This is a genomic window from Streptomyces pratensis, assembly GCF_016804005.1.
Lineage (GTDB): Bacteria > Actinomycetota > Actinomycetes > Streptomycetales > Streptomycetaceae > Streptomyces > Streptomyces pratensis_A.
Genome location: NZ_CP051486.1, coordinates 7,870,437 through 7,896,227, shown reverse-complemented (window position 1 = coordinate 7,896,227; position 25,791 = coordinate 7,870,437). Strand labels below are relative to the sequence as shown.

The window sequence follows — 25,791 nt, the reverse complement described above, 5'->3', positions numbered from 1 at the left end:
ACGGGGGCGGGTTGTACCGTCACACTCCGCAGCGACAGCACCGCGGGCAGCGTCAGAGCGCTGCCCGGATGCCCACGAGTGCCGACCGGAGAGAAGAGCGAAGTTGTCCCCGACCAGCGAGACCGCAGGCCGCCGACTCGTCATTGTCGAGTCGCCTGCCAAGGCGAAGACGATCAAGGGCTACCTCGGCCCCGGATACGTCGTCGAGGCGAGCGTCGGGCACATCCGCGACCTGCCCAACGGCGCCGCCGAGGTGCCGGACGAGTACACCGGTGAGGTACGCCGCCTCGGTGTGGACGTCGAAAACGACTTCCAGCCGATCTACGTCGTCAACGCAGACAAGAAAGCCCAGGTCAGGAAGCTCAAGCAGCTCCTTGCCGAATCCGACGAACTCTTCCTCGCCACCGATGAGGACCGCGAGGGCGAAGCCATCGCGTGGCACCTGCAGGAAGTCCTCAGGCCCAAGGTCCCGGTCCACCGGATGGTCTTCCACGAGATCACCAAGGACGCGATCAGGGCAGCCGTCGCCAACCCGCGCGAGCTCAACCAGCGCATGGTCGACGCCCAGGAGACCCGTCGTATCCTCGACCGCCTGTACGGCTACGAGGTCTCGCCGGTCCTGTGGAAGAAGGTCATGCCGCGGCTCTCCGCGGGCCGTGTCCAGTCCGTGGCGACCCGCCTCGTCGTCGAGCGGGAGCGCGAGCGCATCGCCTTTCGCTCCGCCGAGTACTGGGACCTGACCGGCACCTTCGCCACCGGCCGCACCGGTGACGCCTCCGACCCCTCGACGCTCACCGCCCGCCTCAGCGCGGTCGACGGGCGCCGTATCGCCCAGGGCCGCGACTTCGGCCCGGACGGGCAGCTCAAGCAGGGCTCCGCCCAGACGCTGCACCTGGACGAGGCCAACGCCCGCGCCCTGGCCGCGGCGCTCGCCGACTCCACGTTCGCGGTCCGCTCGGTCGAGTCGAAGCCGTACCGCCGCTCGCCGTACGCGCCCTTCCGCACCACGACCCTCCAGCAGGAGGCGAGCCGGAAGCTGGGCTTCGGGGCCAAGGCCACGATGCAGGTGGCCCAGAAGCTGTACGAGAACGGCTTCATCACCTACATGCGTACGGACTCCACGACCCTCTCGGACACCGCGGTCTCCGCTGCCCGGGCGCAGGTCACGCAGCTGTACGGGGCGAACTACCTGCCCGACAAGCCGCGCACCTACGCCGGCAAGGTCAAGAACGCGCAGGAGGCGCACGAGGCGATCCGCCCCTCCGGCGATCGCTTCCGCACCCCGGCGGAGACCGGCCTCACCGGCGACCAGTTCCGGCTCTACGAACTGATCTGGAAGCGGACCGTCGCCTCCCAGATGAAGGACGCCGTCGGGAACTCCGTCACCGTGAAGATCGGTGGCCGGGCGAGCGACGGCCGGGACGCCGAGTTCTCCGCGTCCGGCAAGACGATCACCTTCCACGGCTTCATGAAGGCGTACGTCGAAGGCGCCGACGACCCGAACGCCGAGCTGGACGACCGTGAGCGCAGGCTGCCGCAGGTCGCCGAGGGCGACGCGCTGACCGCCGACGAGGTCACGGTCGACGGCCACGCGACCAAGCCTCCGGCCCGTTACACCGAGGCGTCGCTGGTCAAGGAGCTCGAAGAGCGCGAGATCGGCCGCCCGTCGACGTACGCCTCGATCATCGGGACCATCCTCGACCGCGGATACGTGTTCAAGAAGGGCACGGCCCTGGTGCCGTCGTTCCTCTCCTTCGCCGTGGTCAACCTGCTGGAGAAGCACTTCGGCCGGCTCGTCGACTACGACTTCACCGCCCGTATGGAGGACGACCTCGACCGCATCGCGCGGGGCGAGGCCCAGTCCGTGCCGTGGCTGCGCCGCTTCTACTTCGGGGCCGGTGACGAGACGACCGGTGCCGGTGCTGCCTCCGACGCGGGCAACGGCGACGGCGACCACCTCGGCGGCCTGAAGGAGCTCGTGACCGACCTGGGCGCCATCGACGCCCGGGAGATCTCCTCGTTCCCCGTCGGCAACGACATCAAGCTCCGTGTCGGCCGCTACGGCCCGTACATCGAGCGCGGTGAGAAGGACTCCGAGGGCCACCAGCGCGCCGATGTGCCCGAGGACCTGGCACCCGACGAGCTGGACGTGACCCTGGCGGAGGAGCTGCTGGCCAAGCCGAGCGGTGACTTCGAGCTCGGTGCCGACCCGGTCAGCGGCAACCAGATCATCGCCAAGGACGGGCGCTACGGCCCGTACGTCACCGAGGTGCTGCCCGAGGGCACGCCGAAGACGGGGAAGAACGCGGTGAAGCCCCGGACCGCCTCGCTCTTCAAGTCGATGTCCCTCGACACGGTGACGCTGGCCGACGCGCTCAAGCTGATGTCGCTGCCGCGCGTGGTCGGCGAGGACGCCGAGGGCGTCGAGATCACCGCGCAGAACGGCCGCTACGGCCCGTACCTGAAGAAGGGCACGGACTCGCGGTCGCTCACCTCGGAGGACCAGCTCTTCGACATCACGCTCGAAGAGGCCCTCGCGATCTACGCGCAGCCGAAGCAGCGCGGACGTGCCGCTGCCAAGCCGCCGCTGAAGGAGCTGGGCACGGACCCCGTGAGCGGGGCGCCGGTGGTCGTGAAGGACGGGCGCTTCGGCGCGTACGTCACCGACGGCGAGACGAACGCGACGCTGCGGACGGACGACAGCGTCGAGGACATCACGCCGGAGCGCGGCTACGAGCTGCTCGCCGAGAAGCGGGCCAAGGGGCCGGCGAAGAAGAAGACGGCGAAGAAGGCCCCGGCCAAGAAGGCCACGACGGCCAAGAAGGCCACGGCGAAGAAGACGGCCGCCACCAAGACGACGGCAGCGAAGAAGACGACCACCGCCAGGAAGGCGCCCGCGAAGAAGGCGACCGCCGCGTCGAAGAGGACGGCCTCGGCCTCGTCCGAGGAGAGCTGACCTCAGGGCGTCAGCGGCGTCTGCGGGGACCTCAGGGCGTCAGTGGCGTCAGCAGTGAGAGGCCGGCTGTTTCGCGTCGGCCGCGAAGGCCGGCCCCGTCGCAGTCCGCCGTGACGGCCGGTCGTCGGCGTCCGTCGTGATGACCGACCGTCCGGCGTCCACAGTGCACGAACGCCGGAAGGACCGGGAAGACCCGGCCCTTCCGGCGTTCGTGTGATGTGCGGCCCGCGCTTCCGTTGGGCATATGTTCGGACGCGGCCCCCGGGTACCGCACGGCTGCCGATAGGCTGGGCGGATGACGCGAGCCGAGCAGCCATTGGTCGTGAGCCCCACCTCCGACCCACTTGCCGCAGACTCACGCGAGCGCGCCGTACGAGCCCTGTTGCGTGTTCCCCCGCTCAGGCGGTTGTGGAGCGCCCAGCTCGTCGGCAGTATCGGCGATTCACTCGCCCTTCTCGTGCTTGTGCTGTTGTCGCTGCAGGCGGCGGTCCTCGAGGGCTCATTCGGGGCCGGATACCGCGGGGCGGCCTTTGCCGTCGCCGCCGTGTTCGGCGCCCGGATCCTTTCCACCGTGCTCTTCGGAGCCGTACTCCTGGGGCCCCTGACGGCGCTCACGGCACCCGGCGGTCCCGTGGACCGGCGATGGCTGATGATCGGGGCGGACGGGCTGCGGCTCGCTCTGCTGGTCGTCGCGCCCCTGTGGATCGACTGGATGCCCGAGAAGGCACTCATGATGATCCTGATCACCGTCTTCGTGGCGGGTGTCGGCGAACGGCTGTGGTCGGTGGCCAAGGAGAGCGCTGCTCCCGCACTGCTTCCCGCCCCGCCCCTGGAGGGCGCCGCGGTGCGCCCGCTGCCGGATCACCTCGACGCGCTGCGCAGGCTCTCCCTGCGGACGAACTTCCTGGCGGTCCCCGCGGCCGCGGCCGTGCTGGTGGTCGCCGCGCTCGTCGGGGAACTGCTCGGCACCGGCTTCGAATGGTTCTCCTTCCACCAGGCGGCCCTCGGCTCCTACGTCGCGGCCGGGCTCTTCTCCGCCTCCGTCTCGACCCTGTACTTCCTCGAACTCCCGGCCACCAAGACGCCCCGCCCTCGCTCGCCCCTTGAGGGCCTGCGCCGGCCGGCCGGCGGAACGGGGTCCGACAAGGGCCGCACCGGCAGCGTCCCGCTGGTCGTCGCCGCGTGCGCCGCGGTCGCCGGTGCCATCGCCGCCGCGGCCGCCGTCTCCGTGCTGCACGCCGCCGATCTCGGTGGCGGGCCCGCCACCTTCGCCCTGCTGATCCTGGCCCTGACCGGCGGCACCGCGCTCGGTATCCGTACCGCGCGCAAGGTGCTGCCCGCCCTGTCTCGGCGCCGACTGCTCGCACTGGCGGTAGCGGTCACGGGTGTGGCGCTTCTCGCGCTCGGCCTGGTGCCCGACACAGCCACCGGCCTGCTGATCGCCCTGCTCGCGGGTTACGCGGCGGGGGTCGCCGCCCATATCGGGCACGCTGTCATCGACCAGGAGACGGAGGCGTTCCGGCAGGCCAAGGCCACCGAGCACCTTCAGGCGGTCGTCCGCGTGCTGGTCGCGCTCGGCGCGGTGGGCGGCCCTCTGCTCGCCGCCGCCATCGGACGGCACCGCCTGGGATCCGGTGACTTCGTCTTCGCGCACGGTGGTGCGGCCTTCGCCCTGATGCTCATCGGGGCTCTGCTGCTGCCCGTCGCCGTGATCGTCCTCGCCAAGACGGACGACCGTGCCGGTGTGCCGCTGCGCCGTGACCTGCGTGAGGCGCTGCGCGGTGGCGACCCCGCCGTCGCGCCCGCGGCGAACGGATTCTTCCTCGCCCTGGAGGGCGGCGACGGAGCCGGCAAGTCCACCCAGGTCGAGGCACTCGCCGAATGGATCCGTGCCAAGGGCCACGAGGTCGTCGTGACGCGCGAGCCGGGCGCCACCCCGGTCGGCAAGCGGCTGCGTTCGATCCTGCTGGACGTCTCGTCGGCCGGTCTGTCGAACAGGGCCGAGGCACTGCTGTACGCCGCTGACCGGGCCGAGCACGTGGACTCGGTCGTCCGTCCCGCGCTGGAGCGCGGCGCGATCGTCATCTCGGACCGCTACATCGACTCGTCCGTCGCCTACCAGGGCGCCGGCCGGGACCTCGCCCCGACCGAGATCGCCCGGATCTCGCGCTGGGCGACGAGCGGGCTCGTACCGCACCTGACGGTGCTTCTGGACGTCGACCCGGAGACGGCGCGGGAACGCTTCACCGAGGCGCCCGACCGGCTGGAGTCCGAGCCTGCCGAATTCCACACCCGGGTCCGGTCCGGTTTCCTCACACTCGCGGCGGCCGACCCGGCCCGCTATCTGGTGGTGGACGCCGGACAGGAACCGGAAGCGATCACCACCGTCGTACGCCACCGGCTCGACCGGGTCCTGCCGCTCTCCGAAGCCGAGATCAGGGCTCAGGAGGAGGCGCGCAAGGCGGCCGAGGAAGAGGCCCGGCGCAAGGCGGAGGAAGAAGCGGCCCGTAAGGCGGAGGAGGAGCGGCTGGAGCGTGAGCGGCAGGCTCAGCTCGCCAAGCTCCGTGCCGAGGAGGAGGAGCGCAAGCGCCGCGAGGAGGAAGAAGCGCGTCAGCGCGAGGCCGAACGGCAGGCGGAGGAGGCCCGGCAGCGCGCCGAGGAGGCCCGCCGCCGTGCGGAGGAGGAGCGGGCCCGTCTCGAGGCCGAGGAGCGGGTGCGCGAGGCCGAGCAGGCGCGGCTGCGCGCGCAGGCTCAGGAGGAGGCGCGGCTGCGCAAGGAGGCGGAGGAACTGCGCCTGGAGAAGCAGCGCAAGGCGGAGGAGGCGTTGGTGCGGGCCGAGGAGGCCCGACGCCGCGCCGAGGCCGAGGCGGCTGCCCGGGCGGAGGCGGCCGCTGCCGCGCAGCGGTCTCGGGAGTCCGGCCGGTCCGGCTCCGGGTCCTCCGGGTCCTCCGGGCCGTCCGTGCCGGACAACGAACTCACCGTCCCGACGCCGGTCGTGAATCCGAACGAGATCACGCAGCCGGTGCCCGTCGCCCGGCCGGACCGCCCGGAGGACGAGACGACTGTTCTGCCGCCCGTGCGCGACGCGGACGAGACGGCCGTGCTTCCGCCCGTGCGGGACGAGGATCCGTCGGACCGGGTACCGCCGGGCGTCTTCCGTGACGAGCGCCGTGCTTCCCGCGCCGAGAGCGAGAACGAGCGCACGCGTGAACTGCCTCAGGTCGAGGACCCGCGGGCCGGCCGTGCGGATCAGGACGCCCCCGGCCAGAAGCGGCCTCGTCCCGACTGGGCCGAGGAGACGCCGCTCGACGATCTGCCGTCGCTGGCCGACGAACTGCTCGGCGACCGCGACGAGGACCAGGGCGGCTCCGGACGGGGTGGGCGCCGGCCGCGTCGCTGACGGCGGGCGGGCGTGTGCCCGGGGGACGGAACGCCGGGATTGTCAGAGCCTTCCCGCACAATGGGGAAGCGCTGGGATTCCGGCGTCCCCGCACCACACCACCGGAAGGGCGGTGACCATGACCGTATGGGACGACCTGGTCGGACAGACCCGGGTGCAGGAGCAGCTCGGCGCCGCCGCCCGGGACGCCGATGTGCTGGTCACCGCCATTTCCGAGGGCGAGCCGGTTCCCCCCGGCTCGAAGATGACCCATGCCTGGCTGTTCACCGGTCCGCCCGGCTCCGGCCGCGCCACCGCCGCGCGCGCGTTCGCCGCGGCGCTCCAGTGCACCAGCCCCGACCGGGCCCTGGGCGGGGCTCCCGGCTGCGGTTTCTGCGACGGCTGCCACACGGCGCTGATCGGTACCCACGCCGACGTCGAGGTGATCCGGACGGATCTGCTCTCCATCGGTGTGAAGGAGACCCGTGAGCTCGTCCGCCGAGCCCAGCTGTCCCCTGCCGTGGGTCGTTGGCAGGTCATCGTCATGGAGGACGCGGACCGTCTGACGGAGGGCGCGGGGAACGTCCTGCTGAAGGCGGTGGAGGAGCCCGCGCCCCGCACGGTGTGGCTGCTCTGCGCCCCTTCCCTCGAGGACGTGCTGCCCACGATCCGCTCGCGCTGCCGCCACCTCACTCTGCGTACGCCTCCGGTGGATGCGGTGGCCGACGTGCTGATCAGGCGCGACGGCATCGAGCCCGAGCGTGCCGCGGCCGCGGCACGCGCGACTCAGGGCCACATCGGCAGGGCGCGCCGCCTGGCCACGGACGAAGGGGCGCGTGCCCGCCGTGCCGCCGTGCTCAAGCTCCCGTTGCGCGTCCATGACGTCGGAGGCTGCCTCAAGGCGGCCCAGGAGCTGATCGACACGGCCACTGACGACGCCAAGCAGGTTGCCGAGGAGGTCGATGTCAAGGAGACGGAGGACCTGAAGGCTGCGCTCGGTGGCGTGGCCGGCGGCCGGATGCCGCGTGGCACAGCTGGTGCCATGAAGGAGCTGGAGGACAGGCAGAAGCGCCGCAGGACGCGTACGCAGCGCGACAGCCTCGACCTCGCGCTGAGCGAGCTCACCGGGTTCTACCGCGATGTGCTGGCACTTCAGCTCGGCTCCCGGATCGCCCTCGCCAACACCGACGTACGGGACTCCCTCGACCGGATCGCCGAGTCGTCCACCCCTGAGCGGACCTTGCGTCGCATCGAAGCCGTGTTCGCGTGTCGCCGTGCCCTCGACCGGAACGTCGCGCCCCTGCTCGCCGTGGAGGCGATGGCGGTGGCGCTCAGGGCGGGCTGACGTCCGTCGTCCCGTACGGCGCCTCAGCTCCCGCACGGGCCCATGAGGCTGAGTGAATTCACCCGTATGAGCAGGGAATCGGTGGAGTCGTCACGCGGCGGATACGCTCCGGGGATGGACACCAGGCGCCCGCTCCGAATCTTCGCCACCGCGCTCGGCACTGCCGGCCTCCTCGTCTCGGGTTGCAGCAGCGGAGGTTCGGCGCCGAGTGCGTCGGCGACGGGTTCGGCCGCCGTCGAGGAGCTGAAGCCGTACTACGTGCAGAAGCTGCGCTGGCGGGACTGCGGTACGGAGGGCTTCCAGTGCACCACCATGAAGGCTCCGCTGGACTACGCGAAGCCTGACGACGGAGACATCGAGCTGGCCGTCTCCCGCAAGAAGGCCACCGGGCCGGGGAAGAAGATCGGCTCGCTCCTGGTGAATCCCGGCGGCCCCGGGGGCTCGGCCATCGGCTACCTCCAGGGGTACGCGGCCATCGGCTACCCCGCTCCCGTCCGTGCCAGGTACGACATGGTGTCCATCGATCCGCGCGGGGTGGCCCGCAGCGAACCGGTCGAGTGCCTCTCCGGCAAGGAGATGGACGCCTACACGCAGGTGGACCAGACCCCGGACGACGAGGGTGAGATCACCGAGCTGAGCAAGTCCTTCGAGAAGTTCGCCAAGGGCTGCGAGAAGCGCTCCGGCGAGATCCTCCCGCATGTCTCCACAGTCGAGACGGCACGCGACATGGACATCCTGCGTTCCCTGCTCGGCGACGAGAAGCTGCATTACGTCGGCGCCTCGTACGGCACGTTCCTCGGCGCGACGTACGCCGATCTCTTCCCCGCCCGGGTGGGCCGGCTCGTCCTGGACGGGGCGATGGATCCCTCGCTGCCCGCGATCGAGATCAATCGCGATCAGACCGCCGGTTTCGAGGGGGCGTTCCAGTCCTTCGCCGCGGACTGCGTGAAGCAGACGGACTGTCCGCTCGGCACCACGTCCACGGACGGTGCGGCGACCGAGCTGAAGAAGCTCTTCGCCGGTCTGGACTCCGAGCCGGTGCCGACCGGCGAGACCCGGGAGCTGACCGAGTCCCTGGCGACCACGGGTGTGATCGCCGCGATGTACGGCGAGGAGTCCTGGCCCCAGCTCCGCGAAGCCCTGGCCGGCGCTCAGCGCGGTGACGGATCAGGCCTTCTCGCTCTGGCCGACAGCTACTACGAGCGTGAGCCGAGTGGTGAGTACGCCAATCTGATGTTCGCCAACGCCGCAGTGAACTGCCTCGACCTGGCCCCCGCCTTCGCCGGTCCCGAAGCGGCGGAGAAGGCGCTCCCGGAGTTCGAGAAGGCCTCCCCGGTCTTCGGCCGGGGCTTCGCCTGGGCGGCCCTGAACTGCGGCTCCTGGCCCGTGGACCCCACCGGTACCCCGCACCGTACCGAGGCGAAGGGCGCGGACCCGATCGTCGTGGTCGGCACGACCCGCGATCCGGCAACCCCCTACAAGTGGGCCGAGGCCCTCGCGGACCAGCTCTCCTCCGGCACCCTCCTCACCTACGAGGGTGACGGGCACACGGCGTACGGCAGGGGCAGCGACTGCGTCGATACGGCGATCAACACCTACCTGCTGGACGGCACTCCGCCCAAGGACGGCAAGAAGTGCGCCTGACCTGCGGATTCGGCCACCGGGGTGGGTGGTACGGAGCACCCCGGGAAACTGTGTAGACTTGGCGTCGCTGCTGACCGCACCATGGTGTGACAGAGCGTGCCGCCTTAGCTCAGTTGGCCAGAGCAACGCACTCGTAATGCGTAGGTCTCGGGTTCGAATCCCGAAGGCGGCTCGGATCAGCCCCAGGACTCACTCGCCGTGACCTGGGGCTTTTTCATGTGCTGGCCGGTCGACGCGGTGCAGAGATCGACCTCGGCTGCGACTACGACCGCGAATTCTGCTGTCCCGGTGAGAGTGCCCCGTCGAGAGGCGGCCCGAGGGCCTGGACCGGGCGGGCAATCAGCCCCTGCTCCGGTCCCTGGGGGACATCGGGGTCCTGCGGCTTCAGATCACCTGCGGCGCCGACGCGCCTCGTCCGGGCCCGTCCGGTGGAGGTCAACGTGCTCGGGCCGGCCACGTACTGCCGCCCCTTCGGCCCCTTGCGGGACAACCCGGCTCGGTCCCTGTCCGAGAGCCTCGGGGCGCCTCGGCGGACGCAGCCCTGCCCGCTCCGTCCGGAGCGGGCAGGGCTGCGTCGGTCCGGTGCCCGTTGTCCGTTGCCCGGAAGGAGTTCATGCCGGTGGGCTGCTCTGTGACTGCTCCTCGCACTGCCGCGGCGGGTCATTCTCCTGAGGCGCGGAGCGGTTCTCCGGTGCAGACTTCTTCGAGTCGTCCACCGACCACACGCCCAGGACGGTCGACAGCACGGCGAAGCAGGCCATGACCAGCCACACGGAATGGCCGATCCTTCCGAGCAGGATTCCGCCCACGACCGGTCCGACGGCGGCGCCCAGTGCCCACATGAACTGGAAGCTGCCGATGTACTGGCCGCGCAGGCGCAGTGGGCTCGCCACCGCGGGGTAGGAGAACACCGCGGGGCCGCCGATGATCTCTCCCATGGTCCAGACGACGGTGCCGCAGATGATCACCGCCGGCCCCAGCGGCAGACCGTACAGCGCGATGCCCATCGCGATCAGGCCGTAGGACAGCCCCACCGTGACCCGGTAGCGCCAGTGCTGGGTGAACTTCGTCAGCGGCAGTTCGCAGACGATCACGATGAGGCCGTTGACCGACACGGCGAGCGTGTACCAGAAGATGTTGATGCCCTCGGCGCTGACCTCGAGCGGCAGAGTGGACTGGGTCTGGGCGTACACGATGGACCCGAACAGTGCGGCGAACAGGTACACCACGAACCTGTAGTCCCGCAAAAGGGTGCCCTGCTGGGACGCGGACCCGCCGGATCCTGTCTCCTCGGACTTCGATCCGGACGCCCGTGCCTCCCCGGCCGGCAGCACCAGTCGGGCGAAAGCGGCGTAGCCGAGCGCGATCACGGCCTCGCCCCAGAAGAGCAGGGTGTAGCTGTCCCCGCCGGCGTGGTACAGCCCGAAGCCGACCAAGGGGGCGGCGATGGCCCCCATGTTGAGAGCGAAGCGGTACATGGCGAAGACCATGATCTGCCGGTCGTCGGGCGTCAGGTTCGCCATCAGGGCGGCCGAGGCCGGCCGGTAGATCTGGCTCGCCAGCCCGCACAGTGCGACGGCGGCCAACACCGTCTGGTACGTGGGGAGATAGAGCACCGAGGCCACCATGACCGCCGTGCTGGTCATGCTCAGCACCGTCGCGTTCCGCGCACCGAGACGGTCGGCGAGCAGTCCGCCGATCAGCACGCCGACCACGGACCCGGCACCGTACACGCCGAGGGCCAGTGCGGCGTTCTCGGACGAGTACCCCTCCGCCGTCAGATACAGCACGAGGAATATCTGGAGAAAGCCGCCGACCCGGTTGATGAACACCCCGGCCAGCACTGCCTTGACCGCCAGCGAGGATTCGCTGAAGGCGATCCGGACGCCCGGCGATTCCCGCCGGTCGGGCGCGTCCTCCTGGGTCGCACCGGTCTTCTCAGTCACTCCGATTCCTCTTTCCTCCCCTGGCAGGGGCAGCTCACGCTCAGGGGTGGACCGTGAGGTCAGCTCAAAGGCTCGGACCGGATGGTGTCGGCCACCTCGGTCTCCAGCCGGTCGAGAAGTGCGCGGCAGGACTGGGGGTCGGCGGCCTCCGCGATGAGGAACCCGTAGCGGGCCGTGTACTGCGCGGGCGGCGTCCGCAGTGTGTCACCCGGCTTCACCAGGACCTTGGCCTCGACCAGTCCGGGATGATCTGCCGGGTCCGGGGCGGGGAACTCGACGAGCCGGGAATTCCGTTCCGGCCGCAGGAAGCGCAGGCCGACCGTGCCGGGACGGCGGACGGGGGTGTCCGGCGGCAGGCCCACGGCCATGCCGGCCGCGATCCAGCCCAGGTCCGTGCCCGTACTGAGCAGAGCCAGCCGAGGTATGTTGTCACCGCCGGGGCGGCCGTTGATCTCGATGACGACCGGGCCGAGCCGGGTGAACCTGACCTCGCTGTGCGTCAGCCCGTGGTCGAACCCGAGCGCCTTGTGGGCACGCTCCAGAATGCCGTGCAGCTCCGGGTCGTCGAGCAGCGGGTCGTCACCGTTCACCACGTGGCCTGTCTCCACGAAGTAGGGCGGCTCGCCCAGTTCCTTGTGGGCGATGGTGTAGGCCTGGTAGTTGCCGTCGAACATGGAGCCGTCGATGCTGATCTCGGGGCCGTCGAGGTACTGCTCCACCACGACGTTCGCCGAATGCTCGATCCCGGGGTAGCTCGCCGCGGTGGCGACCGCGTAGGCGCTCGCCACCTCGTCCGGCTTCGACACCTTGATGACTCCGGCGCTGCCGCCGAGTGCGCGCGGCTTGAGCACCACGGGGTAGCCCAGGTCCGCTGCCACCTCCGCAAGTTCCTCGGGCGATGAGGCCGTGGAGTGGCGGGGCTGGGGCAGCCCCGCCGCGGTGAGCCGCTCGCGGGACAGCTTCTTGTCGCGGCACGCCGCCACGGCATCCCCACCCGCGCCCGGCAGTCCCAGGGCCTCGACAGCGATGGCGGCCGGCAGCAGCAGCCCCTCGTCAGGGCAGAAGGCGCCGATCACGTTGCTCTGCGCCGTGGCCTCGCGTACCGCCTGGTGCATGTGCTCGGTGCCCCGGCCCGTCAGCAGGGTCGAGCCCATCGCGTACGGGAGCTGCCACGTGGGTTCCTCCGTGTCGATCAGCCACAGCGGGTATCTGCGAGCCATCCCCGCGAGCAGGGTCTCCCTGTAGGGGCTGCTGTCGCGATCTCCCAGGCTGCCCATGCCGATGACGAGCACGGTCCCCGGCAATGCGGGGTCGCCGGTCGGCCGGTCCACGTTCTCCAAGGGTCCGTTCTCCTTCGTCGAGGGCGCTTCGAGAGCGACGGGTGCAACGGTGAGGTTACTGCAACTCCCCTGCGCTGAAGGGGAGTTGCCTCCTGTTGGCTCAGAAGGAGCTGACGAGTACGGACTCCATGTCGTGCGTGGCCCGCAGGCGAAGCGGCTCGCCGGACCGGCACTCCCATGGCTCCCGGAATGTCTGAACGGCCTGCTTCCAGTGCAAGCTGGAGGTCGCCGGGTTGTTCGACAGCGTGATCCCGGGCGCCAGATCGAGCTCGAACCACATCACTACGGCGTGAACCTTGCCGCTCTCCTGCGGTGCCACCTCGACGATCTGCTGCTCGGGCCGGATGTCGGACCCGAAGTCGAAGTGGAAGAGCTCAACCGGCGGGGTGAGCACACGGTGCCGGTAGTTGCGCAGGTTCGTCGAGAAGTACTCGAGCGAGGCCAGCGACGTGAACGGGCTGAAGTCGAAGCCCTCGATCTCGCCTATGTGGTTCATCGAGCGCAGTTCGGAGCTCTCCACCAACTGGGCGTACAGCCTGCCCGACCGCGGCAGGACCACCGCGTCCGGGCTGAGCAGTTCCTGGCGCGCATGGCGCAGAGCCGGCAGCGCGAACTCGCCCAGCAGTGCGCAGTCGAAGATCTCGGTGACCAGGACATCCGCCTTGCGCGGCAGATCGGATCCCACGCGCAGGCTGGTGGAAGGGCCGGAGATGATGGTGATCCGGTCGCTGTACCCATTCGCCTTGACGACTTCCCGGGCCCCCGAAGCGACCATGCCCACACCCTCACAGGCGACGACCTGGTCGGCCCCGGCCCGCGCCGCGAGCATGGAGAGCAGTCCTGACCCGCTCCCGATGTCGAGCACCAGCTGGCCGGGCCCCACGACCTGCTCGATCGCCTGGGCGTAGGCGTGGCTCCGCTCGGTGTCGTGCATCATCTTGAAGTGCCACCGAGGCACCAGGGCCCGCATCGCGCGGTTGATCTTCCTGGTGAAGCGACCGCTGCCGGCGTCGGCGCGCGCGGCGGCGGTGAACATCTCGTAGGCGCGCTCGTACTGCCGCTGCGTCATGGCTTCTTCGCCGAGCCGCATCAACCGGTAGCAAGGATGGGAGGATTCGAGCGGGAGGTGATGGTCCGCGTCGGCCACCGGGTCATGCGCCGGAAGGGACTCCGCGACGTCTTCGACTGCAGTCATCATGTTCACGCGGTTGTCACTCCTGCTCGGACTATCGTCTTGACCGCGACGGGTTCGCTCTTACCGGTCGGGAGATACACCGCGACGGTGTCTCCGACTCGTACGGCCGGATGCGACCGGTCGCACAGACGCGCAATCGGGAACATGCTGCCGTGCCAGGGGCAGCGCAGCTTCTCTCCCTCCATCTCACCGAGGTGCAGTGGACCACCGCGGTGCGGGCACCGGCTGCTCAGGACGTGGACCGAGGCTTCGCGCTCCACGGCGAAGTAGACCTCGCCGTCGACGATTACCGCGTTGTGTTCGGCCCGGTGGAACTCCGCCCGTGTGCGTGGCACGGGTGCGGCCTTGCTCATGCAACTGGCTCCTTCGTGATCTGCGTGCGACGGTCGGCATGGATTCCGTACAGTCGGCCGGCCGGTACGATCACGGCCTTGCCCTGGGGCACGCGCAGGGGGTCCCCGGTGGCCGAGTTGTAGAGCAGCGCTTCCCCGCCGAGTACCTGCACCCGGGTGTCGGCCGATGTGACCTCGGTGTCGAAGGCGGTGTCGCTGTCGATCTCCGTGACAGGACCGGTTCGTTCGGTTGCCGCCACCTGATCGGTGAGTGCCGGGTCCCAGGTCAGCTGGGCGAGCAGATCGGCATCGCCCAGGCGGGCGAGCAACTGGATCTCCTCGACGCCCTGCAACAGCCCTTTCGCCGCGACGGGACCGTGCTTGCGCGCCAGGGGGATCAGCAGGTCCTCGATGGCCATCCGGCCGTGGTGCTGATCGATGTGGGCGTGCTCGTCGCAGTACCGCGTATCGACGGCGTCGCCGTACACCGCACGGAAGAGCTTGTTGAGCTCCTCGAAGAAGGCGGCGAAACTGGCCTCGAGGTAGGCCATGGCCCCGATGTAGCGGAAGAATCCCGTTCGATTCCTGGTGGCCCAGTAGAAGTAGTTGTTGATCGCGATGGAACTCGGCAGGTAGAAGAACCAGTAGTGGTGAGGCGTCGTGGACATTCCCACGCTGCGGCACATGTCCATGAAAAGAGTGCTGTGCTTCGCGGGGAACACTCCGTAGCCGAACTCGTCCACGAAGATCTTGAACAGTTCGCTCTGCTCGGGACCGAAGGCTCCACCCAGGTTCTGCGCCATCGCGGTCGCCTCGGTCAGGCCGTCGAGCGCCATCTGCGCGATCTGGGTGTTCGCGGCGGTCCTGGGGTCACGGGACGACAGGATCGCGTCGAACACCGGCCGCCCGCCGTGATTGTTGGCACGGTCGACCGCGTGTCGCAGGTGGGTGCGGAGGCTTTCCTCGTCCCATTTTCCGGAGACCCCGACGGAGTCGTCGAGGAACCCGAAGGCGAAGTTCTCGGCGGTGGGGCGCACGCGTTCGCCCAGCACCTTGCTGTCCTGGTGGTAGAAGTCGACGAATTCGCCCTCGAACTTGCTCAGCCCGGCTTCCGGGAGGAACAGCGCATCGCTCTCGTAGACGTTCATCAGGAGGCGGTTCGCAAGGAGGCTGTCGTTCGATGCGAAGGTTTCCTGGGTGAGGGGACGGCCCCAGTCCAGGCCTCGCAGCGCATCAGGATTCATGGGCCGGTGATAGGGATTGCCCACAATGAACTGCTTGTTGGTCGAGCGGAACTGCGGCAGCCTGCTGAACTGTTCGCTCAGCCCGGCGATATCGCTCGGGGAATCGTCCAGGGGCGTCCTGTTTGTCATCTTAGCCAAGCCCTCCGTTGCGATGCACCGATTCGAGGGGTGCAGCTCGCAAGTGTGGCCTGCGCCGTCTATAGGAACTCTGAACGGCATCTATAGGAAGTCTGGACCGCGTCCGACGCCTGTTGTCGAGGGCTGTGAACTGGGTGTCCTCGGCATGAGGGCTGCGTGTCGGCGGCCGGCCTCGTGGCGATGCCCGCACGCATCTGACCGTGCCCACAGCCAGGCCGGTCCTGGGGGAACGGGCCGGTCCCGGGGAACGGGCCGTCCCCGTGAGCGGGCCGGCGCCCTGGTCCGGCGGAGATCCGGCTTCGCCGAGCACCACGGGGACCGGCCCGCGTCGAGCGCCCCCTCGCCCTCATGAGGCCTGGTGGATGCTCCGCGAACCCAGGCGCCGGGCCCCGACGGCGGCTCCGCACCCCGAACGCTTCGAAGATCATCAGCAGGCCTCCGGAAGCCGAGGACCGAAGCGGCATCGAACCCGCATGCGAAATGGCCGCGAACAAGGAATAGAACCAGGTCAGGGGCAAAAATTGCGCCGGAGTCGGCCTATGCGCCGCTCCGTCCGCCCACGCGGGCGGAATAAAGAATTCCAGAGAGGTGCCCATTGTTCGTTTTCACACCAAATCATGCTCTGGGGGCCACCGGAAAGACAGGACAAATCATGACCTTGATGCCTATTTGTGTGAGCGCGAGTTCTGGGGATGTGAATCGATCTCGACGTATCGCTCCTTCTTCGATTACTTCTTGACGACGGCATTGACCCCATGCTGAGATCGCAACCGTAAAGAGGGGTCTCGTCGCATGTACACCCTCTGCTGTGGACCCACTGACAGGGTCTGTCAAGATTCTTTCGTCTGCAGGGGGTCCCGGAACCCTGCTACTAACCTTGCTACTCGAGACATCGGCCTCGCTTCAGCCGGACTTGGGTCGAGCATTCGCGTCGATGGAGTGCGTCAGGCCGTTCCGGCCAAGCCGGACCACTCCCCGAGGGAAGTGCGCCTCCGGGAGTGGACGGATAACGGCGCCGACCGCTGACGGCGTCCGTTTCGAATTCAGTCCCGTGCTCAGACTTCAAACGAATTCACCCGATTCCTGACTACGCTGGAGTGGCCATGCACATCGCATTCATCCACACCCCGATACCGCTTCGAGAGGTCAAGAATCGGGGCGACTACTGGCGGAACTTCGACACGCGGTACATCGCCGCGCATCCCAACGTCCAGCCCATGCGAAAAATTCTCTGGGAGCTACCCCATTGGGTTCCCTGGCTGGCCGGCGTTCTCGAGCAGGCCGGATTCGACTCGATGGAAGCCCTGGACTTCTACGGGGACTGCGCGGTCATCGACGGCATGGACGAAGCGAAGATCACCGAGCGGCTCAAGAGCCACCCCGCTGACGTGTACCTCTTCTCCCCGATGACCATCAACCTGCCGCAAGCACTGCGCATCGCCGAGATAGTGAAGGAGTTGTACCCGCGCGCAACGACCGTCTTCGGCGGCGTGGTGGTGACCCCTCTGTACGAGGAAGTGGCCAGGAACCGCAGCGTGGACTACGTCGTCCGTGACCGTGGTGAGTACGCCCTGACGGAGTTACTGCTCGCTCTGCGTGACGGCAAGGACCGCTCCGAGATCCGCAATCTCGTCTTCGAGCAGCCCGACGGTGAGCTTTCCGTAGCGAAGCTCAACCCGTACATGCCGGTGGAGGAGATCCCCTTTCCCAAGGTCGACATCTTCTCCAAGGACACCGGGCTCGACCTCAGGTACATCCGGCAGAACTACGCGCTGGGGTGCCCGTTCACCTGCGACTTCTGCACGATCCAGACCATCGGCAGGAAGCCGGAGTATTTCTCGCCCGAGCGGGTCGTCTCCGAAATCGCCGCGTATCGGGCGCAGTTCGGTGAGCATCACCATGTCTACTTCGGTGATGAGACGTTCACCGCGAACACGCAGCGCACCCTGGACATCTGCAGCGTTCTGGAGGAGCAGGGGAACATCACCTACGACTGCCAGACGCGCCTGAACTGTCTCCGGGACGAACGTCTCGCAGGTGCTTTGCAGCGGAGCGGTTGCCGCTGGCTGGAGATCGGTCTGGAGTCGTCGAATCCTGATACTCAGCACGCCTTCAAGCAGCACACGAAGCTCGATCCGCTCGAGGAGACTCTCGCACGGCTCCGGGATGCAGGCCTTCCCACCTGTTCCTATCTCATAGTGGGCCTGCCCAACGAAAAGCCCGACGCCATGAAGCGCACCGTCGAGTGGGCGGCTTCGCTCATCGACCGCGGATTGCTCTACGCGTCATACCTTTCGCTGTTCGTCCCCTATCCGGGTACGCCCATGTTCAAGCACCCGGAACGCTACGGGATGAAGCTGCTGCATCGTCAGTACGACCTGTACAACGAGGAACTCCCTCCGGTGGTGGATACACAGTTCGCCACCAGTGACGAGGTGTACGAGATCTTCGTCGAGGGTGTCGGGATCCTTGCCGAGGCGATGGGCAGGGCGCCGGCTCTCACCTTCGCGCAGACGGATCAGGTCAGCGAGCACCGGGCCTATGGAGAGTTCTGGCGAGCCAGCTGACCTCAGGGAGGTCGGTGCGTTCAACTGATCGACGCCGATCGGGGGCGAACGCGGCAGCGAAGACCCGGCGCCCGCCCTTCGGCGGCCCCTGAGGTCGCGCGGGTGGCCGGTTCCTCGCTGTCGTGCCGCCGCACGATCCCGCGAAGAGAGCTGCCGACCGGCTGAGCTGGCGACCGCACACGTGAGTCGGCATGGGGGAACCGATCGAGCGGCACGCGCAGTTGGCCAGAAATAGACCCAGCGACCAGGGTGCGTGTCCGGTTCTGAACGGCGCTCTCGTTGGGTGAGCGTGATGCTGCGGTAAACACCTGTGACAGTCAATGGGGGTCGGTGTAGGCTAAAGAATCGCTGACTTCGGTTTCTGGGGGACGAAGTCGGTCAAGGGTTTCATCTCGATGATGTCCCCCCGGTGGCGATCATGGCGACGAGGCGCATTCCTAAACGGGGGGACATGTGTGCACGTTCACGGAAGAATCCGTTGATCTGAAGAGGATGCCCACGAACCTGCCCTCATGGCGCATGTCCGGAGTGTGGCCCGGGGCGGTTCCTGCCACTCGGTCGGTGTCCTGCGAATCGCGAGTAGGCGTGGCTCGACGCAAGATTGTCGAGTCGGGTCCGGCGGTGGATATCTGCCGTACTTCCGGTGGGCGTTCGAAATGCACTGTCACGCGGTCGAGCGGGGGCGAATCCCTCAGCCGTGTTGCCGCGCCTCGGGGCACTCGATTCGCCCTTCGCCTCGAAGGGGCCCCCTGAAACCGGGGCCGTCGACGAAACGCCGTGCTGCACACTTTCAGGTTTCGGGCCCGGCCTGCCGAAGCGGTCGAATCTTTCCTGCCCGCCTGTAGCCCGCTGCACGATCGTCGGCCTTTCGTCTCTTCTGTCTGTCCGGAGGTGTCCGATGCCGGACAACCCGACGCCGCAGCGCTCTCTTCAGAACCCCCACATGTAACTCGCGAGCCGCAGCCGAAAACGTTCCTGAGCAGTTCAGGGTTCGCCGTTGCGGTTGCTTCTTACGTCACAGTGAGCGGAGCTGTCTGAATGTCATATGCAACGAGCGGCGCCCTGTCCGTGCAGCTTCTGGGCCCCCTCCGAGTGTGGTGTCACGATGACGAGATAGTCATCGGCCCACCCAAACAGAAGGCATTGCTCGCATTGCTTGCCACCCATCGCGGGGTGGTGGTGAGGCGTGAGGAGATCGTCGACGCATTGTGGGGATCGGAACCGCCTGCCACAGCCGCCAACGCTGTGCACACCTACGTCGCGGCGCTACGCCGTGCATTGGGTCCGGCGCGTTCCGACAGGGGTTCGGGGGAGGTGCTGGTCACCAGGTCGGGCGGCTACGAATTACGCCTGCCCGTCGAAGCGGTGGACGCCGCCCTCTTCGTACGACAGCACGAGGAGGCGCGTCGGCTGCTGGCCGCCGACCGCGCCGAGGCCGGATATGAGCGGCTGGGGATGGCGCTGGGACTGTGGCACGGGGACGCACTCGCCGGCGTACCCGGGCCGTTCGCGGCGATGGAGCGCATCAGGCTGCGCGAGATGCGGTTCGCCGCCCTGGAGGAGTGGGTCGGAGGCATGATCGCCACAGGGCGTGGCGAAGAGGCGATCGTCGTCCTGAACTGGGCGATCGTGCAGGAACCACTCCGCGAGAAGCTCCGGTACCTGCTGATGCTGGCCCTCTACTCGTGCGGTCGGCAGGCGCACGCCCTTCAGGTCTACGGCGACACCCGCACCTATCTCGACAAGGAACTGGGCATCGGGCCGGGGGCCGAGCTGTGCAGTCTGCACGCCCGGATTCTCGCCGGTACGGTCGAAGGATCGCCGCCGGCGCGGCTCCCGCGCCAGGACAGGGTTCCGGCGCAGAGCAAGGGGTGGACCGGGGCTGCGGTGGCGTCCGGTGTCACACCGAGCCACCTTCCTTCGAGGGCCGACATCTTCGTCGGCCGGACCGCCGAACTGCGGTCGGTGCGGCAGATACTCACACGGGACAGCCCGGACCGTGGCCGGGCGACCCCGATACTGGCCATCGACGGGGCTCCGGGCGTCGGCAAGAGCGCCCTTGCTCTGGAGCTGGCCCACGACTCGCTGGACCGCTTCCCCGACGGGCATCTCTACGCCGACCTCGGGGGAACCGGCGATGCTCCGCTGAGTGCCTTCGACGCGCTGGCGCAGCTCCTGCAGAGCCTCGGCGTCGAGCGGACGTCCCTGCCCGCAGATCTCGACGGCCGAGTGATGCTCTACCGCAGCCTGCTGCACGGCAAGAGGATGCTCGTCGTACTGGACGATGCCCTGGGCGCCGATCAGCTGAAGCCTTTGATACCTCAGGGCTCGGCCTGCCTTGTCGTCACCAGCCGCCGGCCGCAGCGCGGCCTGGTCGTCAGGTACGGCGCCCACCGGATCGGCTTGAAGCCCCTGGACCTCGCCACCGCCACCGCTCTGCTGCTCGCGCTGACCGGGGCCGGGAGAGGAACGGATCGGCTGTCGGCCGTGGAGCGACTCGCAGAGCTGTGCGGCTGTCTGCCGCTGGCCATCAGGATCACAGCGTGCAGGCTGCTCGGGGATCCGTACGGGGCTCCGGAGCGGCTTGCCGCGCTGTACGAGGACCCGGCCGCCCGGCTGGATCTGCTCACAGTCGACGGTGACGACGACATGAGCATCCGATCCGTCCTCACGGCGAGTTACCGCAATCTGTCCGAGGAGGCCGCCCGGCTGTTCCGGACGCTGTGCAGAGTCGATCCGGACGAGATCGGTCCGTTGTCCTCGGGCCGTCTTGTGAGAACCACCGTGGCCGAAGCTGCGAGTCACCTCGAGTCGCTCGTGGACCACGGCCTGCTGGAACGCGTCGGGCCCGAGAGATATCGGCTGAACGGCCTGGTCCGGATCTACGGGGCGGAGCGCGCCGAGGCGCAGACCCAGGCGATGGCGCTGCGCACCACTCGTAAGCTGCCGATCACGCAGGCGAGAATGGGTGTCGCGTCGGCGGGCGCGCGGGGTGGCGGGCGCCGGTTGACCCAACCTCCGTTCAAGATGGCTGAGTTCAGGCCCCCATACTCACAGTAGTCAGTAATCACGGTGTTCATGGCCGGGCCAGGACGCCATCAGCGTTCCAGCGAGCCGTCCCTCAGGTCCAGGTGCTCCTGTACCTGCCGCCGACGCTCGCGGGTGGTATCTGTCCGATTCCCGCGCGCTGTGGCGGACCGTGGTCGGCCCAGTGGGAGTTGTGGCCGCGGCTTCTCCAGAACGCTTCGACGGGGCCAGGACACGGGGATAGCGGTCAGCGATCTGCACAACTGTGGGGCCTGCGTCGGTGACGGCCTGGCCGAAGCAGGCGAATCCGTCCCGGCGCGCCGCCTGGAAGCAGCCGAAGGCGGCCTCGCCATGGCTCGGAAGAACAAATTCTCGACTCGTGGCGCGAACCCGGGGCAGCCTCCGGCCCACCGTCACCTGTTGCCGCATCTGGAGCCGGCGACCGAACGGGGAATCATGAAGAGGGTCGGATCCGATTTTCTCGCGTTCACCGCATAACCGGCTATCGCTGTTTCCGGCTTCGGTGACTCGCTGGATGGGGCGGGTGCGTTGTGGTGACACGGATGAAGCCGGAGATCCTCGCTGATTCCCTCGCTTTCCCTCAGGTCTTCACAGGGGAAGCGTGTGCCACTCCGTCCATCCCGGCTTCACTGCACTGGCCCCGGACGCCTACCGGCACGTAGTTTCAGCAGCAACATCGATGTTCCTCAGCAGCTCAGGACGTTGCCGACGACACACGGCCCGGGTCGGAACGTCCGAACCGCCTGGTGGTGTACTCCCACTTCCGCGTGGAGTGCGGCGGCTGCACGGAAAAAGCACAGACGAATGACGTTACGCGGGTGGCCCCGCAGGTTCGTAGACAGAATGGATCGGACCAGTACATGCGCACCACGACCGACAGGGTCTTCCGTAAGGCGTTCGTAACAGGGCTGGGGATGGCGCTGGCAGCACTATGGTCCGCTCCAGCACAAGCGGCTGACGTGGTCGCGGCAGGCGCAGGAACCGCCACCCGCCAGATACTGGCGTCGGACACCACTGTCCCCCGGGGGGTGACGGTTGATCTGGTGCGGCGGACGATGGCCCTGAGTGCCGGCGAGAAGAGGCATCTGCGCGGGCGACTGGAGACGACCAGCACCACGACCGGCATCGTCGGTCTCACCCAGCGCATCCGATGCCTGAACGCGTCAGGGGCCACCGTGTCCGTGGTGGCGGCCTCGGCCCGTAACCACGAAGGCAGCGACACCACCACCTACGCGACTCCGGGCCACCTCCCGCTCTATGCGGACCTGCTCTTCACCGCTCCCTCCGCCGACACCTACACCTGCGTGCTCCAGGGCACGGCCTACTCGTCCCTGCCGGGCAGTTACCACCTGACAGCGGTCGCCGACAAGACGTGGTTGGAGACGGACGACACCGACCGGACGGGGGCACACTGGTGGCAGAATCCTGCCTGCGAAAGCGCCGACAGCGCTGGAGCGTGCACCTACGTCGGTGACGGTGCGGCTCGCCGCGATGCCTGGGTGTTCTACGACGACGGGACGCCGGTCCACAAGTGGCAGGCGCACCCGGACGCGGTCAGCGTCTCAGCCCAGGCCAATCTGGAACTCACCACCTGCTACCACGCGACAGCTTCCTGCGCCGTAGTCATGCAGGTCTACCCGCGCGGGAAGAACGCGGTCGTGGACACCCGTCTGGAGTTCATCCAACTCGACGCGACCGGCCATGCCTGCCGCACCCACAGCACCACCGCCCGCCGAACCGTCACCGACGACGCCCACCACGCCGTCGGCTACTCCTCCCTGACCGGTATCCCGATCGACTCCGCCTGCGGTACGCGCACGTTCCTGCTGCGCGTCTACGTGAAGCACGTATCCGGCCAGACCGTCAAGATCGACGGTACTCAGAGCGGCATCACTTCCCTGACCAACGGCATCGCCTTCAACAACTTCAGCTGAGAGCACACCACAATCGGATTGTCAGCTCGTGGTGCCGGCCAACCTCGTACGGGACGCACTCGGGCTTTCGGCTGGTGAGGGAGGGATCTGCGGCGCCCCGGTCGCCGTGCCCCTGGTGGGAGCTTCCGGTCGTGTTCCAGGGCCGGGCTGCCCGGGAAGGGGGAGTGGCGGCAGTCATTGTGCACATGGGAGTACAGGGTGATCGGAGTGGGAGGACGTAGGTATTCATGACCGGTGGCACGACGGCCGAGGGGCCGGACACGGGGCGGATCGCGGCAGTGAGCCATTGGTGGCGGCGCGCCTTCTCCTACGCGGGGGACGAGCGCGACACGCTGCTGGTGATCGGCAAGAGCGCTCTCGCCGCGAGTCTGGCCTGGCTGATCGCCTTCGACGCCCTCGACGCCCGCTCACCTGCCTTCGCCCCGTTCTCCGCGGTGCTGATCATGCAGGTGACCGTCTACCGTTCGGTCGTCCAGTCGCTGCGCTACGTCGGCGCCGTCGTCGCCGGTGTCCTGGTGCAGGCCGCCCTGGGGTTCCTCGCCGGGCCCGACTTCCTGACCTTCGTGCTCGTAGCCCTGATCGCCCTCGCGATCGGACGCTGGCACGTCCTGGGCGTCCAGGGCCCGCAGGTCGCCACCGCCGCCTTCTTCGCCTTCTCGACGTACACCTCGTCGTCCGGGGACTTCCAGCGTTTCTTCCGGCTGGGGGAGATCGTGGTGCTGGTCCTCATCGGCTGTGCGATCGGCATCGCCGTCAACGTCCTCGTGGCCCCGCCGCTGCGCTACCGCAGCGCCGAGTACGGCATCCGCAGCCTCGCCCACACCCTCCACGATCTGCTCGCCGACATGTACCCGGTACTCGCCGAGGGGGTGCCCGACCAGGACACCACCGGTGGCTGGCGTGCCCGCGCGGCACGCACCGGACAGATGATCGGGCAGGCGAGGTCCGGGCTGGAGGCCTCGAAGGAGAGCCTCCAGCTCAATCCCCGCCGTCTGTCGCGTCGTTACCGTGGCCATCCCGGCTTCCAGGGCTACGAGTCCGTACTCGGCGCCCTAGAACGAACGCTCTACCAGGTTGCCGCACTCACGCGCGGCCTCGACCGTTCCCGGGAGGAGGACGAGGCCCGTCGGCCGTTCCTGCGGCGTTACGCGGCGTTCCTGGAGTCCGCCGGTGCGGTCGCAGAGGTGCTGACGACGCTGGACGAGACCACCTTGCTCCCACAGGCGAAGCGGCTGGAGCGGCTCACCGGCGAGGCCGCGGCGCGCCGGGACGAGGTGGTCGAGGAGACCCGCCGGCTGTCCCTGTCCCTCGCGGACCCTTCCGCCCCGTACGGCATCCTCGTCACCGAGGCGACGCGGCTCCTGGAGGAATTCCAGTACACCAGCCAGGTCCTTCTCGATGTCGCGCAGGACGCGGACGCGGAACGTGCGTCCGGTGGGCGCCGGCGGTAGACCTTCCACCGCTGCCCTGCACGCGGAGCACGGCCACGCGGGGCCCCAGCACTCCGAGTCCGGGCACTCGGGGCCCCAGCACTCCGAGTCCGGGCGCTCGGGGCCCCAGCACTCCGAGTCCGGGCGCTCGGGGCCCCAGCACTCCGAGTCCGGGCACTCGGGGCCCCAGCACTCCGAGTCCGGGCACTCGGAGCAATTCGATGCAGGAGGATGGCTTTCATGACCGCCGAGCACCGAGAAGCGGCCGCCGTTGCCGGGGCTGAGTACCGGCCCGGTCCGCTCGTCGACGCGGCCTGGCTCGCCGATCGGCTCACGACACCGGGCGCAGTGGTCCTCGACGCCTCGGTGGGCTCGCACCGGGAGGCCGGGCGGCGCATTCCGGGGGCCCGGCGCTTCGACATCGACGGGGCCATGTCCGACCACGCCGTGACGCTGCCGCACACGATGCCTCAGGCGGAGGAGTTCGCCGCGGAGATGCGTGCCCTCGGGGTGAGCGGCACGGACACCGTCGTCGTCTACGACACCGCCGGGATCTACTCCAGCGCCCGCGCCTGGTGGATGCTCCGCGCGATGGGCTTCGACCGCGCCGCGGTCCTCGACGGAGGACTGCCCGCGTGGGAGGCGGCGGGGTTCCCGGTGGAGGAACTCGCGCCGGGGGGAGCCGAGCGGGCCGGGGACTTCACCGCCCGCCCGCGCCCCGGAGCGCTCGTCGGCAGTGACGCGGTCGTGGAGGCCCTGGCCGATCCGCAGACGGCCGTCCTCGACGCGAGGTCCCGTGAGAGGTTCGCCGGTACGGCTGCGGAGCCCCGGCCGGGGCTGCGGTGCGGCCATATGCCCGGGGCGGTGAATCTGCCCTTCGGCGCGGTTCAGCGCGACGGCCGGATGCTCCCTGCCGAGGAACTGCGCCCCGTCTTCGATGCGGCGGCGGGGAGCCGGAGGCGGCTGGTCGTCAGCTGCGGGTCGGGCGTCACGGCGTGCGTCCTGGCGCTCGGGGCCGAACTCGCCGGCTACGCGGACGTGTCCGTGTACGACGGGTCGTGGAGCGAATGGGGTCTGCCGTCGGACCTGCCGGTCACGACGGGCCCTTGAGGCGGGTGGGGGTCTGCTCGTCGCGGCAGGCCCTTGAAGCGGGTGGGGATCTGCTGGTCACGGCAGGCACCTGAACCCGTCGGGCCCGCCGGTCATGACGGCCCCCGAACCTGCCGGGCAGTCACCACGGTCCTGAACCTGCCGGGCCGGACGGCCCAGGGACAGCCGGAAGGGCCGGGGACA

The 25,791-nt window shown here is 68.7% G+C and carries 14 protein-coding genes and 1 tRNA gene; 10 read left to right on the top strand and 5 right to left on the bottom strand.

The genetic code is table 11. From position 1 onward, the window contains the following. The first annotated feature begins 103 nt into the window (after positions 1-103). The 5 genes from topA (at position 104) to HED23_RS33195 (ending at position 9,496) form a co-directional block, all read left to right on the top strand. Positions 104-2,956, top strand: a complete 2,853-nt coding sequence (gene topA / locus HED23_RS33215; protein ID WP_203187009.1) for a type I DNA topoisomerase — start codon at positions 104-106, stop codon at positions 2,954-2,956. 295 nt (positions 2,957-3,251) lie between these two features. Then, positions 3,252-6,356 carry a dTMP kinase gene (gene tmk, locus HED23_RS33210; RefSeq protein WP_203187008.1) on the top strand — a complete coding sequence of 1,035 codons (3,105 nt, stop codon included), beginning with the start codon at positions 3,252-3,254 and terminating at the stop codon, positions 6,354-6,356. 118 nt (positions 6,357-6,474) lie between these two features. After that, positions 6,475-7,680: a DNA polymerase III subunit delta' gene (locus tag HED23_RS33205; RefSeq protein WP_203187007.1), complete on the top strand. Its 1,206-nt coding sequence runs from the start codon at positions 6,475-6,477 to the stop codon at positions 7,678-7,680. Between the two features lie 114 nt (positions 7,681-7,794). Beyond that, positions 7,795-9,324 carry an alpha/beta hydrolase gene (locus HED23_RS33200; RefSeq protein WP_203187006.1) on the top strand — a complete coding sequence of 510 codons (1,530 nt, stop codon included), beginning with the start codon at positions 7,795-7,797 and terminating at the stop codon, positions 9,322-9,324. A 98-nt stretch (positions 9,325-9,422) separates the two neighbouring features. Beyond that, positions 9,423-9,496 (top strand) — tRNA-Thr (locus tag HED23_RS33195). Between the two features lie 439 nt (positions 9,497-9,935). Here HED23_RS33195 and HED23_RS33190 read toward each other — a convergent pair. From HED23_RS33190 to HED23_RS33170, 5 genes are all read right to left on the bottom strand, one after another. Next, positions 9,936-11,270 carry an MFS transporter gene (locus tag HED23_RS33190; protein WP_203187005.1) on the bottom strand — a complete coding sequence of 445 codons (1,335 nt, stop codon included), beginning with the start codon at positions 11,268-11,270 and terminating at the stop codon, positions 9,936-9,938. Between the two features lie 59 nt (positions 11,271-11,329). After that, on the bottom strand, positions 11,330-12,601 hold the full coding sequence (locus HED23_RS33185; protein ID WP_238442343.1) for an ATP-grasp domain-containing protein: 1,272 nt from the start codon (positions 12,599-12,601) through the stop codon (positions 11,330-11,332). Positions 12,602-12,710: 109 nt separating this feature from the next. Beyond that, positions 12,711-13,808 (bottom strand): 50S ribosomal protein L11 methyltransferase, encoded by a 1,098-nt coding sequence (locus HED23_RS33180; protein WP_238442342.1) that lies wholly within the window; start codon positions 13,806-13,808, stop codon positions 12,711-12,713. A gap of 2 nt (positions 13,809-13,810) precedes the next feature. Next, positions 13,811-14,158, bottom strand: a complete 348-nt coding sequence (locus HED23_RS33175) for a Rieske (2Fe-2S) protein (protein WP_203187002.1) — start codon at positions 14,156-14,158, stop codon at positions 13,811-13,813. Beyond that, positions 14,155-15,510 carry an iron-containing redox enzyme family protein gene (locus HED23_RS33170; RefSeq protein ID WP_238442341.1) on the bottom strand — a complete coding sequence of 452 codons (1,356 nt, stop codon included), beginning with the start codon at positions 15,508-15,510 and terminating at the stop codon, positions 14,155-14,157. Before HED23_RS33170 ends, HED23_RS33175 begins: the two co-directional genes overlap by 4 nt. A gap of 1,112 nt (positions 15,511-16,622) precedes the next feature. On the opposite strand from HED23_RS33170, the gene HED23_RS33165 reads away from it, so the two are divergent. The 5 genes from HED23_RS33165 to HED23_RS33145 all read left to right on the top strand — a co-directional run bounded on the left by HED23_RS33165 (position 16,623) and on the right by HED23_RS33145 (position 25,608). Continuing rightward, a complete protein-coding gene (locus tag HED23_RS33165; protein ID WP_203187000.1) occupies positions 16,623-18,086 on the top strand; it encodes a B12-binding domain-containing radical SAM protein in 1,464 nt (487 codons plus the stop codon). A gap of 1,038 nt (positions 18,087-19,124) precedes the next feature. Continuing rightward, complete coding sequence (locus HED23_RS33160; RefSeq protein ID WP_274383046.1) at positions 19,125-21,146, top strand: AfsR/SARP family transcriptional regulator; 2,022 nt, start codon at positions 19,125-19,127, stop codon at positions 21,144-21,146. A gap of 848 nt (positions 21,147-21,994) precedes the next feature. Beyond that, a complete protein-coding gene (locus HED23_RS33155) occupies positions 21,995-23,068 on the top strand; it encodes a hypothetical protein (protein WP_238442202.1) in 1,074 nt (357 codons plus the stop codon). Positions 23,069-23,295: 227 nt separating this feature from the next. Continuing rightward, the gene (locus HED23_RS33150) at positions 23,296-24,519 is read left to right on the top strand and encodes an FUSC family protein (protein WP_203186998.1); all 1,224 of its coding nucleotides are present in this window, start codon (positions 23,296-23,298) and stop codon (positions 24,517-24,519) included. A gap of 219 nt (positions 24,520-24,738) precedes the next feature. Next, the gene (locus HED23_RS33145; RefSeq protein ID WP_203186997.1) at positions 24,739-25,608 is read left to right on the top strand and encodes a sulfurtransferase; all 870 of its coding nucleotides are present in this window, start codon (positions 24,739-24,741) and stop codon (positions 25,606-25,608) included. The last annotated feature ends 183 nt before the right edge of the window (positions 25,609-25,791 follow it).